This is a genomic window from Streptomyces colonosanans, assembly GCF_001866645.1.
Lineage (GTDB): Bacteria > Actinomycetota > Actinomycetes > Streptomycetales > Streptomycetaceae > Streptomyces > Streptomyces colonosanans.
Map to the genome: position 1 here is coordinate 13214 of NZ_MLYP01000011.1, position 16167 is coordinate 29380.

Below are 16167 nucleotides of genomic sequence, written 5' to 3' on the forward strand. Positions count from 1 at the left end.
ACCTGGAAGCGACGTCGATTCCAGGTCCCTTTTCGTTGCCGGAACGGGTCCGCCGGGGTCGGCTGGATTCCAGAATTCCGATCTCCGGATGTCCCGGAAATCCTTCGGTAATCTGTGAAATCCCCGTCGAAGGAGTCGCGTTGCCCGCTCGGATACTCGTCGCCGAGGATGACGTGAAACAGGCGCAGCTCATTCGGATCTATCTGGAACGCGAAGGCAACGACGTCCAGGTGGTGGCCGACGGGCGCTCCGCGATCGACCGGGCCCGCAGCACGCGGCCCGACCTCATCGTGCTCGACGTGATGATGCCGCACGTCGACGGCCTCGACGTCTGCCGGATCCTGCGTGCCGAGTCCCAGGTACCGATCCTGCTGCTCACCGCGCGCACCACGGAGGAGGACATGCTGCTCGGCCTCGACCTCGGGGCCGACGACTACATGACCAAGCCTTACAGCCCGCGGGAGTTGACCGCCCGGGTCAGGGCTCTGCTGCGCCGGTCGCGGGCCGCCGAGGGCGCGCAAGCGGACGTACTGACCGTGGGCGACCTGGAGATCGACACGGCTCGTTTCGAGGTACGGGTGACGGGAAGTCATATACCCCTCACCGGCAAGGAGTTCGCGATCCTGACGGTGCTCGCGGGGGAACCAGGACGGGTCTTCACTCGGGCACAGATCATCGACCGGGTCTTCGGCTTCGACCAGAACGTGCTGGAGCGCACCGTCGACGCCCATGTCATGAATCTGCGCAGGAAGTTGGGGCAGGGGCGGCCGGGCGCGCACTACGTCGAGACCGTGTACGGGCGCGGTTACCGGCTCGCGGCGGGGGGCGAGCGGTGAGCTTCCGGTTACGTGTGCTCGGCCTGCTCGCGCTGATCGCCCTGGCCGCCACGGCCGCCACTGCGTGGCTGACGCTGCGGCAGGTCACCAGCCAGGTACAGGACTCCGTCACGGCCGGACGCCAGGAGGTCTCCCGGATCACCGGCGAACTGCACGCATACGGCTTCGCGCACGGCACCTGGACCGGGCTCTCCCCCACGGTGAGCGAACTGGCCGAGGACACCGGCCAGCGCATCCGCGTCACCACCGAGACCGATGTGCTCCTCGCCGACTCCGACGCTCTGGCGGGCCGTACCCCGCGTGCCGTCAGCGGGCAGCCCCCCGTCCTGGTCGACCCGCGGCCCGTGCTGCGGCTGCCGGCCGGTCTGGTGCCGATGGCCTCCATCAAGCGCACGGTGACCGCGATCGGCGAGTACCGTTCCACCGCCGTGTACGCCGCCTGCCTGACCCGGGCCGGGGCCCGGGTGACCGCCCGGACCGATTCCCTCGGCCTGCCCGTGGTGAGCGCCGCCCCGCGCTCGGCGCAGTGCGTGAAGCCGGACCTGTGGGTCGAGCCGCAGGGGAGGCAGGACGCCGCGGCCGCATTCAAGTGCGAGAAGGAACCAGACCTCACCGCCTGCCTGCAACGTGTCTTCACCGAGCGGACCGCCTCGGTCGCGCCGCCCCGGCTCACCGTGCGCCTCGGCGTCCGCGACGAGTCACCGGCCACCCTCGCCGCCGCCCCCACCGTGGCCGTCGCGGCCGGGGTCGCTCTCGTCGCCCTGCTCGGCGCACTGCTGCTGAGCCGGGCCGTTCTGCGCCCCGTCCGCGCTCTGACCTCGGCCGCCCGGGGGCTGGGCGAGGGGGAGTTGGAGCGGCGCGTCTCCGTGTCCGGCCGGGACGAGATCGCCGAGCTGGGCCGCGCCTTCAACCGGATGGCGGACTCCCTGCAGGCCGCCGAGCAGCAGCAACGCAGACTCACCGGCGACATAGCCCACGAACTGCGCACTCCGCTCGCCAATCTGCGCGGCTACCTGGAGGCGCTACGGGACGGTGTCGTGGAGCCGACCCCCGAACTGCTCGACTCCCTGCACGAGGAGGCCCTGCTCCAGCAGCGGATCGTGGACGACCTCCGGGACCTGGCCCTGGCCGAGGCGGGCGCGCTCACCTACCACCGGGCCACGGTCGATCTCGGCGACCTGCTGGAGGCGTGCCGCACCGCGCACCGTGCCCAGGCCCACACCGCAGGCGTGACGCTCCGCGTGGACATCGAGGGCCCGGTGCACGTCGACGCGGACGCCGACCGGCTGCGGCAGGTCCTCGGCAACCTGGTCGGCAACGCGCTGCGCGCCACCGGGCAGGGCGGCACCGTCACCCTGGCGGCCGTCCGGCGCGGCGCCTTCGCCGTCGTCGAGGTCCGTGACACCGGCAAGGGGATATCCGCCGAGGACCTGCCCCGCCTCTTCGACCGCTTCTGGCGGGCGGACCCCTCCCGGGGCCGCGCCACCGGGGGCAGCGGCCTCGGCCTGTCGATCGCCCGTCAGATCGTGACCGACCACGGGGGGACGATCGCGGCGCGCAGCACGGTGGGGGCGGGGACGACGTTCACGGTCACGCTCATGGCTACCGGGGAGCCGGTGGTCGATGGCTGACCCGGTGCCCCGACAGGCAGCTCAGGGTCCCGCCAGGGCCTGCGTCGGGGCCAGACGGCCTGCCCGCACCGCCGGATACAGGCCCGCCAGTGCCCCGATGGCCAGGGTGACGGCGACACCGGCGGCCATCGCCCACACCGGTACCTCGGTCGGCCAGCCCCGTACCGAGGCGAACGCCGCGGTGATGGCCGTGTCCAGGACCGTGCCGCCCAGGCCGCCCAGCGCGGACAGCAGCAGTGACTCGGAGACGAACTGGCCCCTGATCTGGCCGCTGGTGGCGCCGAGCGCGCGCCGCAGACCGATCTCGGGGCGCCGTTCCAGCACCGAGATGACCATGGTGTTGCCGACCCCCACCCCGCCCACCAGCAGCGCGACGGAGCCGAGGCCGAGCAGCAGCCCGGTCAGCGTGGACTCGGTGGCGTCGCGCGCGGCCAGCGCGTCGGAGGGCCAGGAGACCAGCACCCCGCTCGGCTTCTCCGGATTGGCCGTGGCGGCGAGGACGTCGCGGACCGCCCCGACCCGGTCGTCCCGGGCCCGGACGTACACGGTGGACGGATGGCCGTCGAAGCCCAGGTACGTCCGGGCCGTCTGCCGGCCGACCAGCGCCGAGCTGTCGATCTCCGGGGCGAGCGGCACCGGTTCGAGGACGCCCACCAGGGAGAACCACTGCCCGCCCAGCCACAGCCGGGTCCCCGGCGTGTAGACGTCGAGCCTGCGGGCCGCCTGGGCGCCGAGCACCACGGCCGGGCATGTCTGTGTGGCCCGGTCCAGCCAGCGGGTAGATCACGAAACTGCACTGGAGTACTAGTCAACCCACATGTCTGGGGCCAGCCGGCCAGCGCCAACCCTCTGCTCCATCTCAAGAGGGTTGATGCTGCAGGGTGGTTCGACAACTACGCTCAGCGACCTCTACCCGGGCTAGGCCAAGACCGACGCGAAGGACGCCGCGGTCATCGCGGACGCGAGCAGGCTTCAACGACAAGGCATACGCCGCCGATGAGACCTCACCGAGCATTCAACTCGTCGACCTGACAAGCCTCTACGGCCAGGCGTGAGCAAGCCGGCATGGCAGTCGGTACCGGAGCGAGCGGTACCGACGGTCGCGGGTATGACCGGCGCCCTGGTCTCAGTTCTGTTCCCGAACGCGGCGGCGCCCGGGGATCCGGAAGAGCTGCAGTGCGCATGATCGGCTGACAGGTTCTTCAAAGGTTCTTCATCATCTCCGGCTTACGGTCGGCCTGCCCGCCGTGTCCGCGGCCGGGCCCGACAGGAGGAGCGGGGAAAGGAAAGCGATGAGGACGAACTGGGTACTGCTGGCCTCGGCGGCGTCGGTCATGGTCTTCGCGCTGACCGGCTGCGGGAGCGACGACGGCGGTTCGAAGCTCCCGACGGCCGGTGGTGGCGGCTCGGCCGCATCGGCTGGTAAAACGGGCGGTCAGGGTGGCGGGAACGATGTGGCGGCGTACGTCGAGAGCCAGCGCAAGTGGGTCGCGTGCATGCGGACGAACGGGGTCGACCTCCCCGACCCGGACTCCAAGGGACAGGTCGACATGTCCGGCCAGGGCCTTGCCCTGAAGAAGGACCCGAAGTTCATGAACGCGAGCAAGAAGTGTGCCAAGTTCAACGCTACGGTCCCCCAGGACCTGGAGCCCAGCGGGCCCAAACTCACTCCCGCGCAGATGAAGAAGCAGCGGGACTATGCCGCCTGCATGCAGAAGAACGGCGCCCCCGATTTCCCGGACCCGGATCCGAACGGGAGCCGCAACGACAACTCCGGTGAACCCGGATGGGATCAGACCTCGGCCGGCGCCCGGCGAGCCACCCGCGTCTGCGCCCCGATCATCGGTGAACCGACCAACCCGCCGGCCGGCAAGGGCTGATCATGGCCGAGACGGTGACGCACATCGATGACGCGCACGGGACGGCCCCCCTGCCGCCTCCGCCGCGCCGCCGGCACCGCCGGCGTACGGCGCTGATCGCCTCGGCCGTGGTCGGCGTGGCGGCGGTCGCCGTGATCGGCGCACTGGGGCTCGGCGGCGGCCAGGGCAAGGGCCCGAGCGCGCCGCCCCGCTCCGGTTCCGTCGTCCCGGTGACCCGGACCACACTGGCCGAACGGACCGCGGTGGACGGCAAGTTGAGCTACGGAACGGAGGTCCCGCTGCCGGTCAAGGCGACGGGTACCGTGACCTGGCTGCCCGAGCAGGGCGCGACGGTCGAGCGCGGCGGCACGCTGCTGCGCGTCGACGACCGGCCGGTCGTGCTCATGTACGGGACGCTGCCGATGTACCGGGACCTCGGCCTGACCGCCCAGGAGGGTGACCAGGGCTCGGACGCCCAGCAGCAGAAGGGCTCCGTCGACCAGCAGCAGAAGAACGCGGACGGCACGTCCCCGAGCCCCTCCGGGTCACCGGCGCCGGGGGGCGCCGGAACCGGCGGGGACACCGGCTCGACTCAGGCCCCGCGTGAGCTCAGAGGCATGGACGTCATGCAGTTCGAGTCCAACCTGGCGGCTCTGGGCTACACCGGCTTCACCGTGGACGAGAGGTTCACCGCCGCCACCGCCCAGGCGGTCAAGCGCTGGCAGAAGTCGCTCGGGCTGCCCCAGACCGGGACCGTCGGCGTCGGGGACGTCATCTCTTCCTCCGGCAAGGTGCGGATCGGCCATGCGGGGGCACGCCTGGGCTCCGCGGCCGGCGAGAACACCCTGGCCTACACCGGTACGTCGCGGAAGGTCGTCGTGAGCGCCTCGGCCGCGGACGCCGCCTGGGCGGTGCGCGGCACGAACGTCCGGGTCAAGCTGCCCAATGGCAAGTCCGTGCAGGCCAAGGTGGCGTCGGTGGGGAAGCAGGCGAGCACGCCCGAGGGGGGTGGCAGCGAGGGCGGATCGGGAGAGGCCGACGCGACGATCCCCGTGACCATCACCGTCCAGGACCAGAAGGCCCTGGGGCGGCTGGAGAGCGGCCCTGTGACGGTCGAGTACGTGGGACGCGAGGCCAAGGACGTACTGAGCGTTCCGGTCTCCGCGCTGGTCGCCCTCGCCGAGGGCGGGTACGGCCTGGAAACCGAGGACGGCCGGTTCCTCGCCGTGAAGACGGGGCTGTTCGCGGACGGCAACGTGGAAGTGAGCGGCACAGCGATCCGCGAGGGCATGAAGGTGAGGATCGCGTGAGCGGTGTGTCCCCGGCGGTTCTGGAGTTCGACGCGGTCTGCAAGACGTATCCGGGCGGCGTTGCCGCGGTCCGCGACGTGAGTCTGCGGATCGGGCGCGGGGAACTCGTCGCCGTCGTCGGCCCGTCGGGCTCAGGAAAGTCCAGCATGCTGAACCTGATGGGCAGCCTCGACCGCCCCTCCTCGGGGCGGGTGCTGGTCGACGGCCACGACGTGGCGAAGCTGTCCGACCGGGAGGTGTCCGCGCTGCGGGCCACGCGGATCGGTTTCGTCTTCCAGCAGTTCCACCTGGCGGTCGGCGTGCCCGTGCTGGACGCGGTGGCAGACGGGCTGCTCTACGCGGGCGTCCCGATGCGCCGCCGCCGGGCCAGGGCGGCCGCCGCGCTGGCCCGGGTCGGGCTCAGCCACCGTGTCCACCACCTGCCGCAGCAGCTTTCCGGCGGCGAGCGGCAGCGGGTCGCGGTCGCTCGCGCGGTGGTCGGCGAACCGTCCGTCCTGCTGGCGGACGAGCCGACCGGCAACCTCGACTCCGCGTCGGGTGCCGCCGTACTGACCCTGCTACGCGAGTTGCACGCGGCCGGCACCACGGTCGTGATCATCACCCACGACCGCGAGATCGCGGCCGAACTCCCCCGCCGTATCGAGATGCGCGACGGACGCCTGGTCGCCGACACGGCCCGCAGCACGACGATCGGGGCACCCCGGTGAAGGACCGTACGACGAACTCCTCCTGGCAGACCCCGGACTCCCGTCCCACAGCGGCTGGCTCCCTGGACGCCCGGGGTCCGGCCCCGGAGACCCCGCCGTTCCGTTCCCCGGGCCCCGAGTCCTCGGACGCCGGGGCTCCGGTCCCGGAGCGGTCACGGTCACGGCTGCGCGCCGCACGCCTCGGGCCCGCCGACGTCGTACGCCTCGGCGGCACCGGACTGCGGACCCGGCCCCTGCGGGTCTTTCTCTCCGCGCTCGGCATCGCCATCGGCGTCGCCGCCATGATCGCGGTGGTCGGCATCTCCGGCTCCGGGCAGGCCGAGGTAAACCGCCGCCTCGACGCGCTCGGCACCAACCTCCTGCGGGTCGCACCGGGCCAGAGCCTGGCCGGCGAGAAAGCCAGACTCCCCTACGAGGCCGTGCCGATGATCCGCCGGATCCCGCCCGCGCAGCAGGTCGCCGCCACCGGCGCGACCGGCGCGCACATCTACCGCAACGACCACATCGCCATCGGCCGCACCGGCTCCCTCGACGTCCTCGCGGCCGACCAGGACCTGCTCCCGGCCGTCGGCGGCAAGGTCCGCGAGGGCCGCTGGCTGGACGCGGCGACGGAGAAGTACCCGGCTGTCGTGCTCGGTGCCACGGCCGCCCAGCGGCTCGACGTGTACACCTCCGGAACCCGGGTCCTGATCGGCGGCCGCTGGTTCTCGCTGATCGGCGTCCTCGATCCCGTACCGCTCGCGCCGGAACTCGACAGCGCGGCACTGGTCGGCTGGTCGGCGGCCCGGACATACCTCCGCTTCGACGGCCACCCCTCCATGGTCTACGTCCGCACCGAGGACAGTGAGGTCGCGGCGGTACGGGCGGTGCTGCCGACCACGGCATACCCCGAGAAGCCGAGCGAGGTCCGGGTCTCGCGGCCCTCCGACGCCCTCGCGGCCCGCGAAGCCACCGAGTCGGCGCTCACCGGCCTGCTGCTGGGCCTCGGCGCAGTGGCTCTGCTGGTCGGCGGGGTCGGTGTGGGCAACACGATGGTCATCTCGGTCCTGGAGCGCCGGCCGGAGATCGGTCTGCGCCGGGCCCTGGGGGCGACCCGGGGTCAGATCCGCACGCAGTTCGTGACGGAGTCGCTGCTGCTGTCCCTCATCGGTGGGCTCGGCGGTACGGTGCTCGGAACCCTGATCACGGCGGGGTACGCCGTCGGCCGCGGCTGGCCGACGGTCGTCCCGGCCTGGGCGAGCGCGGCCGGCATCGGATCGACCCTGCTCATCGGCATGGCCGCCGGACTGTATCCGGCGGTGCGGGCCAGCAAGCTGTCGCCGACGGAGGCGCTGTCCAGCTCCTGAGCCGTACGGCCACGGGAACGCCGGCCACAGGCCCGGCCGCGGCGGGTGGGGAGAGAGGTGAGGCGTGCGGCCGTGGTTGATCCTTACCCGGGTGGAGCAGGCGACGGCCAGAACATACCCGGTCCCGCGTGCTTCCAGTGCGGCACGAAGCTGCGGGTCCTGCCCGTAGGCTTCGTCGCCGGTCACCCACGGTGCCTCCGCCCCGGCGTCCAGCGCGGCGCTGATCATCTCCCAAGCCAGGCGGGGCTTGGTCGCGAACCGCACCTGGAGGTGGGGGTGACAGGAGACCGCGTGGCACAGGTGTGCGGATACGGCGAGTGGAGGCGTTCGTGGTGTGGCAGGAGTAGACGGACGGTGGCTCGATCCCGGGGTCGGGCTCTCAGTTTCCCGACTCAGCCGCGTACTGCCTTCATGGCTTCGTCCAGGACGGCGCTCAGCTCGCGCAGCGCTTCCCGAGCGGTGGCGGGGTCTTCGTGTTCCAACCTGTTCTGCGCGTGAGCGAAGCGGGAGGACAAGTCGGGGCGGCGGGCGATCTCGATGTCCCTGGCCCAGGTGAGGATCCAGCTTCGCACGGGGCTCAGAGACTGCCACTCGACCGCTTTGGTAAAGGCGTCGTCCTTCGTGGCCTGCATCTCGTCCAGGCGGCCCGGGGCGACGATGGCGAGGGCGGCGCGCAAGGCATCAGGAGTCCGCTCGGGGCGGGCGAACAGCTCATGCCCTTGACCGACGTACTCGCGTGTCGCGGCGAGGAAGACCACCCTATGCTCGGCTTCGATCTCCGCGTCGTCCCGTTCCTCTGTGCCCAGTTCGGTGAGAAGATCCGCGGCCCTCTCGGCAGCCGCAGGGTCGTCCCTCAGGAGCGCGCGTCTGCGCTCCCGCCAGCTCTCGCCGTTCACCGCCCTACCTCCAGGCCTCCGCGTACCGGGTCGGCCCACTGGCGAGGACCGAGGGATGCGTCAAGCAGCTGAACCGCTTCTCTCGCTGTCAGGCCGCCTGGGGGGTGAACGTCACCGAAAGGTCGCTGTTGGGTGCGATGTCCAGGTGCAGGGTGGAGTCGAGAGCCGTGGCCAGACGTTCGAGGAGGGGGATGGTGGGAGTGGAACCCCCGTGTTCCAGGCGTGAGATGGCGGCCTGAGTCATGCCGGCTCGCGTGGCGAGCTGGGTTTGTGTCATGCCCAGGGCGGTACGGCGGTCACGGACGGCTTTGCCGAACAGATAGGCGCGGCGGGCCTCCTGGTACCCCTCCTGCGCCCGGTCGGCATCGGTGATGTCCCAACGGGTGTGGCTCATGGCGTCGCCGGGAAGCGGTCGTAGACGGTGTGGGCGGGCGGGTGTTGGGCTTCGCACTCCTTCTGGGCGGCGAGAGCGCGCTGCACTTCGGCGGTTTCCTGTCGCTGTGTCTTGGCGAAGACGGTGAGAAGCACGATGCGCCGGTTCGACGCGAGCCAGTAGGCAATGCGGTAGTGCCGCTGTTCGAGCCGGAACCGGAGCTCTCGCACCTTGCCACCGAGGTGACGGCTGTAGGGCTCGTCGAGTATGCCGTCGAAGTCGGCGAGGAGGTCGGCGTAGAACATCACGCGGCCGTGTTCGTGTGGCGTCAGGTCGGAAGATTCTGTTTGTGCCGCTACCGCGCGGCTGTCGGAGAACGTCGTCACATCGGTCGGGGCTGGGGCGGAACGGGTCCTCCCGCCGGGGCGGCTTCGAGGCCGCCGACGGTTCCGGAGAACTGCTCCGTCGACGCGCATCCCTGGCAGTTGCGTGGGTCGGGGCCGCGGTAGCCGCGGTCGCAGGTGTCGCAGTTGCGGAGTGGGTGCCTGACGGGCGGAGGTGGCTCAGAGGCGCGGAACGGCGGCTGGGGCGGGAGCTGGGCGCTGAGGCGGTGGGCCAGGAAGGCGGCCGGGCGGCGCAGAGGTTCCGGTGGCAGGTCGCTGGTCAGGGCGTGGTGTACGGCGGTGGGGGTGAGCTCCCGCTCCAGCCAGGCGGCGACGCCGGGGGCGAGGTGCTCGGCGTCGGTGGCGGAGAGGAGCAGACGGGGGTCCGTACGGCGGAGGCCGGCGAGGACCTCGGTGGCTGCCTGGAGGAGGGCGGGGGAACTGTACGCGGGCTTCGGTACGGCGGGAAGGGCGCGGCGCGCTGGCTTCTGCTGTGGGGCGGTGGCCGCACGGCGGGCCGGGGGCCTGGGAGGTGTCGTTTCGGACGCGTCGCGGTGGTGGCCCGGCTGGTTGCAGGAGACGGTGCGGGTGACGACCCGGCCGGTCTCGGTGCGTTCGCGGGTGCGGCGCAGATAGCCGTGGGTCTCCAGCTCGCGCAGGGCGGTGGCGATCCGGGTCGGGCCCTCGGGGAAGCGGGCGGCGAGCGACTTGATGTCGACGCGGGCGCCGGTGGGCAACGACTGGATGTGGCAGGCCAGTCCGATCGCGAGGAGGGAGAGATCCCGGTGCTGGGTGAGGTGGTTGCCGATCACCGTGAAGCGGGTGGTGTGGCGGGTGTTGTCGTGGATGACGCCGCCGGGGCGCGTCTTTGCGCGAGTGTGCCGGTGCGGGTGGTTTTCCCCGCTGTTACGGGACTGGGCGTGCGGGCGCACGCTAGTGTTTTGTGTGTCCATCGGGAAGGGCTGACTTCCTTGGTGGTCAGGCCCTCGCAGTGGGATTGCCGTCCCGGCGAGGGCCGTCGTGCGTCTGGGGTTGATGTGCCGTGCTGCGCTGAGCGTAGGGCAGGCAACCCGTCACGAATCCAGCCGAGTTGGCGATGTTCACTCGCGGGAGTGAGCGTGCGCCACGGGCGGGAGGGGTGGGGCTTGGTTCGGTTCCTTTCCCACTCGTGTTCCTTGGGGAAGACCGCCGACGGCACCGGAGCACACGCGGTCGGGTTCCGGTGCGTGGCGTGGGAGACAGCAGCACGCTGAAGTGGTCGGTGGGCGCGAGAAGGTGGGTGGATTTTTCGCTGTTCACGTCACTGAGCGTGGCGGTGCGTGCTTACCGTGAACAGTGACAGCGCTGATGCTCAGCGTGACTGTCCAGGGCTTGTCGGCTGTTGTCCGAGCGGTCGTAACCGGGCCTGCGGGTAGGGGCGTTGCGGTACAGCGGTACGACGGAGGGGTGCGGTATGCCGGTCGACGGAGAGGCGCAGCGGCTCAAGAGCGAGGCGGACGAACCGGGATGGGAGGTGGACCCGGACGACGAGTGGGGCGTGGCGGTCATCGCCACTGTGGGGCGGCAGTTGAGGCTGCGGCGGGAGGCGGTGGGGATGCGGGCCGCCGAGTTCGGGATGGCGGTCGGGTACGGGGAGGACCTTGTCTACAAGGTCGAGGGCGGTAAGCGCATTCCGCGGCAGGAGTACTTGGACAAGGCCGACGAGGTGTTGGACGCGGGCGGGCTCATCTCGGCGACTTGGGAGGACGTGAAGAGGGTCCGGTATCCGAAGAAGGTTCGGGAACTGGCGAAGCTGGAAGCCCAGGCGGTTGAGGTGGCGCTGTACGGCAACCACAACATCCACGGCCTATTGCAGACTGAGGAGCACATGCGGGCGCTCTTCGACGCGTGGCTTCCCAGCTACTCGGAGGAGGAGGCGGAGCGTATGGCCGCAGCGCGGATGGCCCGTCGTTCGATCTTCGAGCGGTTGCCGGCACCGACTCTCAGTTTTGTCCAGGAAGAGGTGACGCTGCGCCGCCCGGTCGGGGGAAGAATGGTCTGGCGGCGGCAACTCGAACGTCTTCTGGAACTGGGGCAGTTGCGGAACGTGTCGATTCAGGTGATGCCCACCGACTGCGAGGATCACTTCGGCACGGGCGGGTTGATCGAGGTGCTCAAGTTTCCGGATGGCACGGCGGTGGGGCGCTCCGAGGGCGCGTTCAACGGCCGCCTGGTGTCCGAGCCGAAGCAGCTCAGGATCCTTGAACTGCGCTATGGCATGATCCGGGCGCAGGCTCTCACGCCCCGAGAGTCGCGGGCCCTCATCGAGCAGATGCTTGGAGAGACATGATCGGCACCTCCACTCACCGCGACACTTCTGCGCTGGTCTGGTTCAAGAGCAGCTACAGCAGCAGCGGTGACGGCAACGACTGCATTGAGGTCGCTACTGCCCCCGGCGTTGTGCACGTCCGCGACTCCAAGAGCATGGAAGGCCCTCAGCTTGCGCTCACGCGCGAAGCGTGGGCGGACTTCGTGACGTACGCCTCGGAACGCTGACCCAGCAGCGGTATCCGCCCCGCGCCTGATCTCAGCAGGGCGGGGCGTGACCGCGGCGGTGTGGGGCCCGGGGCCTGGATCAGGCGCCGTGGCCGCCGAAGCGCTCCTGGGCTACTGGCCTACGGGGCTTGTTCCCTCACGGACGTTGGTCAGGTGTGCGCGGGGTGCCCGTCGCGTCTTCGACGAAGAGGTCTTCCGTCCGTTCGACCGTGCCGGAGCGGTCCAGCCAGTCGGCCAGGCGGTCGAGATCGGTGCAGGAGATGATGCGCTTGCGGGCATCGTCGGAGATGTGAAGAGCGCGCACCTCGAGAACGCGCAGAATCCCTTTGGCCTCGCCTTTGGCCTCGCCTTTGGCCTCGCCTTCGGCCTTGCCTTCGGCCTTGCCTTCGGCCTTGCCCTTCAGGTACGTCTCCTCGAAGAGAGTTCCCCGGCCCGGAAAGTAAGTGGCGACCATCTTCTCCAGTCCTCTCCATGTTTCCTTGGCCGGAGTGTCCTCCAGACCGATTTCCACCAACTCGCACCAGTACATAGCAGTGGGCTTGTCGAAGGACCGCATCCCGCGGGCCAGCATGCCCAGTATGGCGTCGATTCTCTTGCTCTCGCTGTGCACGATGGCCGAGATCGTCGCCAGCGCCGGGCACCTGGTGACCGACGACTCGTCGGTGATCTCCGGGACGTTGTCCGGACCGAGCACGAATGGGCGCGTGATTTGGGTCGACCAGGGGCCGACGCGGCATTCGAAGGGGCCCGCTGCCCAGTTCGCGGTCGGCCGGTTTTTGCAGACCGCGATCAGAAGCACTGGAAGTCCGTACTTCGCGTGCAGGTAGGCCACGTAGTAGGACCAACTGGCGCCTTTGTCCAGGTCCCGCTTCGTCTGGGCCTCGACGGCGACCAGGAAGCGGTCTCCTTCGGAGGGCTCGACCCTCAGCACGGTGTCCACACGGCGTTCCATGGGGCGGATCTCCGTGGCGTCGGGGCTGAGCGCTTCGATGATCGCCTTCGCCGGCGGCGGGAGGCCCAGCATCTCGAAGACGGGAGTGAGGACCTCCGGATGGTCCTGAAAGATCCGGTGTGAGGCCTCGTGTGTGGATGTGACCATGGGCGCAACCTAGGCCGGTCAGGGCGCGGGTTGACTCGGAGATCGGAAGTGTTCACTCGTTCGGGAAGTGAAGAAACGTTCAGAATGCCAGTTCGTGCTCGCGGTTTGGGCGGAGTTCGTGTCGTACGCCTCGGGTGGCCGACGTCCCGAACGACGCGCCCCGCTCCTGGTCGGTCAGGAGCGGGGCGCGCGGTGGAGTTCGGGGCGGGTCAGCCCTCGGAGCCGCCGAAGCGCTCCTTGTAGGCCTCCAGGTCCTCGTCCGTGAGCTTGGCGAACAGGACCGGCGGGACCGTGAAGGGGGTGCCGGAGGGGACCGTGGTCAGGGACTTCGCCTCGTCGGCCGTGACCCAGCTCGCCGTGTCGTCCGGCAGCGTGAACGCCGTGCGCATCGCCGCCGTCGTGGCCGGGATGAACGGCTCGGAGACCACCGCGTACAGGTGGATCAGGTTCATCGCCGTGCGCAGGGTCAGGGCCGCGCCGTCCTTGTTCGTCTTGATCTCGAGCCAGGGGGCCTTCTCCTCCAGGTAGGAGTTGCCCGCCGACCAGAGGGCGCGCAGGGACGCCGCCGCCTTGCGGAACTGGAGCGTCTCCATGTGGTCCTCGTACTCGGCGAGGAGCCTGGCGATCTCCTCGCCCAGCTTCGCCTCCGGCTCGCCCGGTGTACCGCCGTCGGGAACCTCCTCGCCGAAGCGCTTCTTGGAGAAGGACAGGACCCGGTTGACGAAGTTGCCGAGGGTGTCGGCGAGGTCCTTGTTGACCGTGGCCGTGAAGTGTTCCCACGTGAAGGACGAGTCGTCCGACTCCGGCGCGTTCGCGATCAGGAAGTAGCGCCAGTAGTCCGCGGGAAGGATCTCCAGGGCCTGGTCCGTGAAGACACCCCGCTTCTGGGAGGTGGAGAACTTGCCGCCGTAGTAGGTGAGCCAGTTGAAGGCCTTGACGTAGTCGACCTTCTTCCACGGTTCGCGCACGCCCAGCTGCGTGGCCGGGAACATCACCGTGTGGAACGGGACGTTGTCCTTCGCCATGAACTCCGTGTAGCGGACCTCGTCGTCCGCGTCGTACCACCAGGACTTCCAGTCCCGGTTCTCCGGGTCCTGGTCCGACCACTCCTTCGTCGCGCCGATGTACTCGATCGGGGCGTCGAACCAGACGTAGAAGACCTTGCCCTCCGCCGCCAGCGCCGGCCAGGTGTCCGCGGGAACCGGGACACCCCAGTCCAGGTCACGGGTGATCGCCCGGTCGTGCAGGCCTTCGGTCAGCCACTTGCGGGCGATCGACGACGCCAGGTGCGGCCAGTGCCCCTCGTGGCGGGCCACCCACTCCTCCACCTCGTGCTGCAGCTTCGACTGCAGGAGGAACAGGTGCTTGGTCTCCCTGACCTCGAGGTCCGTGGCACCGGAGATGGCACTGCGCGGGTTGATCAGGTCCGTGGGGTCCAGGACCCGGGTGCAGTTCTCGCACTGGTCGCCGCGGGCCTTGTCGTAGCCGCAGTGGGGGCAGGTGCCCTCCACATAGCGGTCGGGGAGGAAACGGCCGTCGGTGGGCGAGTACACCTGCCGGATCGAGCGTTCCTCGACGAAGCCGTTCTCGTTCAGCTTCCGGGCGAAGTGCTGGGTGATCTCGACGTTCTCCCGGCTGGAACTCCGGCCGAAGTAGTCGAAGGAGAGCGCGAAGCCGTCGTAGACCGCCTTCTGGGCGTTGTGGGCCTGCGCGCAGAACGCGTCCACCGGGAGGCCCTGCTCCTTCGCGGCCAGCTCGGCGGGGGTGCCGTGCTCGTCCGTCGCACAGATGTAGAGGACGTCGTGGCCGCGCTGGCGGAGGTACCGGGAGTACACGTCCGCCGGGAGCATGGACCCCACCATGTTGCCCAGGTGCTTGATCCCGTTGATGTACGGAAGGGCGCTGGTGATGAGGTGTCGAGCCATCGCGGGCTGCTCCCAAGTCGCTGCACGGAGTGACGATCGTCGGTTTTCGGGTCGGCTGGATCGTCTACGAACCTTGAAATCGTAGCCGACATGGGTACGCCGCCCGCCTCCCGTTTTATGGGCTGAGAAGCCCGGCTCACCTGAGGGGTTCGTTCGGGTGTCCCCAGGGGCCTTTCGGGACGGGCGCGGGCGGCGTCCGGGTGTGCGTGGGTGTACGGACGGTGTTCGTCCGCGTGTGCGGGCTTACGGGCGCCAGTTCGCCAGTACGCCCTCGTAGACCTCCGTGTCCGTGAGCTCACGGGGGGTGTCGCCGGCCAGGAAGTGCGCCGTGTTGTCCGTCTTGAGCTTGCGGATGTAGTCGAAGGCCTTGTTCTCCGGGTCGCCGAAGGCGATGAAGGAGAAGAAGACGGCGGGGTGGTTCTTCGCGGCGGCTGTGAGCGACTGGGTGGCGGGCGTCTTGGTGTCCGGGGCGCCGTCCGTCTGGAAGAGGACCAGGGCCGGAAGGGCGGGGTCCGAGGACTTCTCATGGTGGGTGACGACCGCCTCCACCGCCGCGTGGTAGCTCGTGCGGCCCATGCGGCCGAGGGCCGAGTGGAGGCCGTCGATCCTGCTCTCGTGCTCGGCGAGGGTCAGTTCGCCGGTGCCGTCCAGCTCGGTGGAGAAGAAGACGACCTGGACCGTGGCCTCGGGGTCGAGGTGCGCGGCGAGGGCCAGGGCCTGTTCGCCGAGGGCCTGGGCGGAGCCGTCCTTGTAGTACGGGCGCATGGAGGCGGAGCGGTCCAGGACGAGGTAGACCTTGGCCCGGGCGCCGGTGAGGCTGCGCTGGTCGAGGACGGCGGCCGCGGCCTTGTAGGCGGTGGTGAGGCCGGGGGCGAGGGACGTCACGCGGGCGAGGGGGACGGCGGGGCCGGCGGCCTGTGCTTCCTCCTCGGCTGCGTCCTCGGCGGATCCGACCCCATCCGCACCGCCCGCGGGGGCGGTGGTGTCGAGGGCGGGTGACTCCTGTGGGGCCTTCTCGTCGTCGGCGGCTGCCGGGGCGTCCGCGGGCTCCTCGGCCGTGACCGGCTCGGCCTGCGGCTCCGATTCCGGCTGGGGCTGAGTTGTCTCCTCGGCCTGCGGCTCCGGCTGGGGCTCCGGTTCCGGCTCCGGTGCAATCTCGGCCGAGGTCTCCGGCCCGGGTTCCGGCGTGATCTCGGCCGAGGGTTCACGCTCCGGCTCGGGCGCCGCAGTTTCGGCGGTGGGCTTCGGTTCCGGCGTCACCTCGGCG

15 protein-coding genes and 3 pseudogenes are annotated in these 16167 nt (G+C 70.1%); 9 read left to right on the forward strand and 9 right to left on the reverse strand.

The genetic code is table 11. The features are described 5' to 3' along the window. The first annotated feature begins 140 nt into the window (after positions 1-140). Positions 141-836 carry a response regulator transcription factor gene (locus BIV24_RS05420; RefSeq protein ID WP_071364992.1) on the forward strand — a complete coding sequence of 232 codons (696 nt, stop codon included), beginning with the start codon at positions 141-143 and terminating at the stop codon, positions 834-836. Beyond that, positions 833-2467: a sensor histidine kinase gene (locus BIV24_RS05425; protein ID WP_071364993.1), complete on the forward strand. Its 1635-nt coding sequence runs from the start codon at positions 833-835 to the stop codon at positions 2465-2467. The genes BIV24_RS05420 and BIV24_RS05425 overlap by 4 nt, the downstream gene beginning before the upstream one ends. Before the next feature lie 21 nt (positions 2468-2488). On the opposite strand, the pseudogene BIV24_RS05430 reads toward BIV24_RS05425, so the two are convergent. Next, positions 2489-3244: pseudogene (locus BIV24_RS05430) on the reverse strand (ABC transporter permease); the annotation flags it as partial. Between the two features lie 24 nt (positions 3245-3268). Between BIV24_RS05430 and BIV24_RS35045 the strand changes: the two are divergent. The 5 genes and pseudogenes from BIV24_RS35045 to BIV24_RS05450 all read left to right on the forward strand — a co-directional run. Next, positions 3269-3499: pseudogene (locus BIV24_RS35045) on the forward strand (hypothetical protein); the annotation flags it as partial. A 260-nt stretch (positions 3500-3759) separates the two neighbouring features. Beyond that, a complete protein-coding gene (locus BIV24_RS05435) occupies positions 3760-4347 on the forward strand; it encodes a hypothetical protein (protein WP_071364994.1) in 588 nt (195 codons plus the stop codon). Between the two features lie 2 nt (positions 4348-4349). Beyond that, the gene (locus BIV24_RS05440; protein ID WP_071364995.1) at positions 4350-5636 is read left to right on the forward strand and encodes a peptidoglycan-binding domain-containing protein; all 1287 of its coding nucleotides are present in this window, start codon (positions 4350-4352) and stop codon (positions 5634-5636) included. Then, positions 5633-6343, forward strand: coding sequence for an ABC transporter ATP-binding protein (locus BIV24_RS05445; protein WP_245766674.1), 711 nt, complete (start codon positions 5633-5635; stop codon positions 6341-6343). The genes BIV24_RS05440 and BIV24_RS05445 overlap by 4 nt, the downstream gene beginning before the upstream one ends. A 164-nt stretch (positions 6344-6507) precedes the next feature. Beyond that, positions 6508-7689 (forward strand): ABC transporter permease, encoded by a 1182-nt coding sequence (locus BIV24_RS05450; RefSeq protein ID WP_071365005.1) that lies wholly within the window; start codon positions 6508-6510, stop codon positions 7687-7689. Between the two features lie 9 nt (positions 7690-7698). On the opposite strand, the pseudogene BIV24_RS31315 reads toward BIV24_RS05450, so the two are convergent. The 5 genes and pseudogenes from BIV24_RS31315 to BIV24_RS05470 all read right to left on the reverse strand — a co-directional run. Further along, positions 7699-7953: pseudogene (locus tag BIV24_RS31315) on the reverse strand (transposase); the annotation flags it as partial. 128 nt (positions 7954-8081) lie between these two features. Beyond that, on the reverse strand, positions 8082-8585 hold the full coding sequence (locus BIV24_RS35050) for a hypothetical protein (RefSeq protein WP_245766675.1): 504 nt from the start codon (positions 8583-8585) through the stop codon (positions 8082-8084). An 88-nt stretch (positions 8586-8673) separates the two neighbouring features. Further along, complete coding sequence (locus BIV24_RS05460) at positions 8674-8979, reverse strand: helix-turn-helix domain-containing protein (RefSeq protein ID WP_071364996.1); 306 nt, start codon at positions 8977-8979, stop codon at positions 8674-8676. Next, entirely contained in the window at positions 8976-9344 is a 369-nt protein-coding gene (locus BIV24_RS05465; protein WP_071364997.1) for a type II toxin-antitoxin system RelE/ParE family toxin, read from the reverse strand. Before BIV24_RS05465 ends, BIV24_RS05460 begins: the two co-directional genes overlap by 4 nt. Then, a complete protein-coding gene (locus tag BIV24_RS05470; RefSeq protein WP_245766676.1) occupies positions 9341-10294 on the reverse strand; it encodes a helix-turn-helix domain-containing protein in 954 nt (317 codons plus the stop codon). The genes BIV24_RS05465 and BIV24_RS05470 overlap by 4 nt, the downstream gene beginning before the upstream one ends. Before the next feature lie 500 nt (positions 10295-10794). On the opposite strand from BIV24_RS05470, the gene BIV24_RS05475 reads away from it, so the two are divergent. Together BIV24_RS05475 and BIV24_RS05480 are read left to right on the forward strand one after the other, a co-directional pair. Beyond that, positions 10795-11670 carry a helix-turn-helix domain-containing protein gene (locus BIV24_RS05475; protein ID WP_071364999.1) on the forward strand — a complete coding sequence of 292 codons (876 nt, stop codon included), beginning with the start codon at positions 10795-10797 and terminating at the stop codon, positions 11668-11670. Next, positions 11667-11876 (forward strand): DUF397 domain-containing protein, encoded by a 210-nt coding sequence (locus BIV24_RS05480; RefSeq protein WP_071365000.1) that lies wholly within the window; start codon positions 11667-11669, stop codon positions 11874-11876. Before BIV24_RS05475 ends, BIV24_RS05480 begins: the two co-directional genes overlap by 4 nt. 136 nt (positions 11877-12012) lie before the next feature. On the opposite strand, the gene BIV24_RS05485 is transcribed toward BIV24_RS05480, so the two are convergent. The 3 genes from BIV24_RS05485 to BIV24_RS05495 all read right to left on the reverse strand — a co-directional run. Then, entirely contained in the window at positions 12013-12975 is a 963-nt protein-coding gene (locus BIV24_RS05485) for an RpnC/YadD family protein (RefSeq protein ID WP_071365001.1), read from the reverse strand. A 209-nt stretch (positions 12976-13184) separates the two neighbouring features. Next, positions 13185-14900 (reverse strand): methionine--tRNA ligase, encoded by a 1716-nt coding sequence (gene metG / locus BIV24_RS05490; RefSeq protein ID WP_071365002.1) that lies wholly within the window; start codon positions 14898-14900, stop codon positions 13185-13187. A gap of 243 nt (positions 14901-15143) precedes the next feature. Continuing rightward, positions 15144-16167 (reverse strand): VWA domain-containing protein (locus BIV24_RS05495; protein ID WP_143064562.1); only part of this gene is annotated, 1024 nt, incomplete at its 5' end.

What these genes read in the sequence shown, in the direction of transcription:
- metG (WP_071365002.1), bottom strand. Translation starts at nt 14,900, where the DNA reads ATGGCTCGACACCTCATCACCAGCGCCCTTCCGTACATCAACGGGATC.
- BIV24_RS05485 (WP_071365001.1), bottom strand. Translation starts at nt 12,975, where the DNA reads ATGGTCACATCCACACACGAGGCCTCACACCGGATCTTTCAGGACCAT.
- BIV24_RS05480 (WP_071365000.1), top strand. Translation starts at nt 11,667, where the DNA reads ATGATCGGCACCTCCACTCACCGCGACACTTCTGCGCTGGTCTGGTTC.
- BIV24_RS05440 (WP_071364995.1), top strand. Translation starts at nt 4,350, where the DNA reads ATGGCCGAGACGGTGACGCACATCGATGACGCGCACGGGACGGCCCCC.
- BIV24_RS05460 (WP_071364996.1), bottom strand. Translation starts at nt 8,979, where the DNA reads ATGAGCCACACCCGTTGGGACATCACCGATGCCGACCGGGCGCAGGAG.
- BIV24_RS05435 (WP_071364994.1), top strand. Translation starts at nt 3,760, where the DNA reads ATGAGGACGAACTGGGTACTGCTGGCCTCGGCGGCGTCGGTCATGGTC.
- BIV24_RS05470 (WP_245766676.1), bottom strand. Translation starts at nt 10,294, where the DNA reads ATGGACACACAAAACACTAGCGTGCGCCCGCACGCCCAGTCCCGTAAC.
- BIV24_RS05475 (WP_071364999.1), top strand. Translation starts at nt 10,795, where the DNA reads ATGCCGGTCGACGGAGAGGCGCAGCGGCTCAAGAGCGAGGCGGACGAA.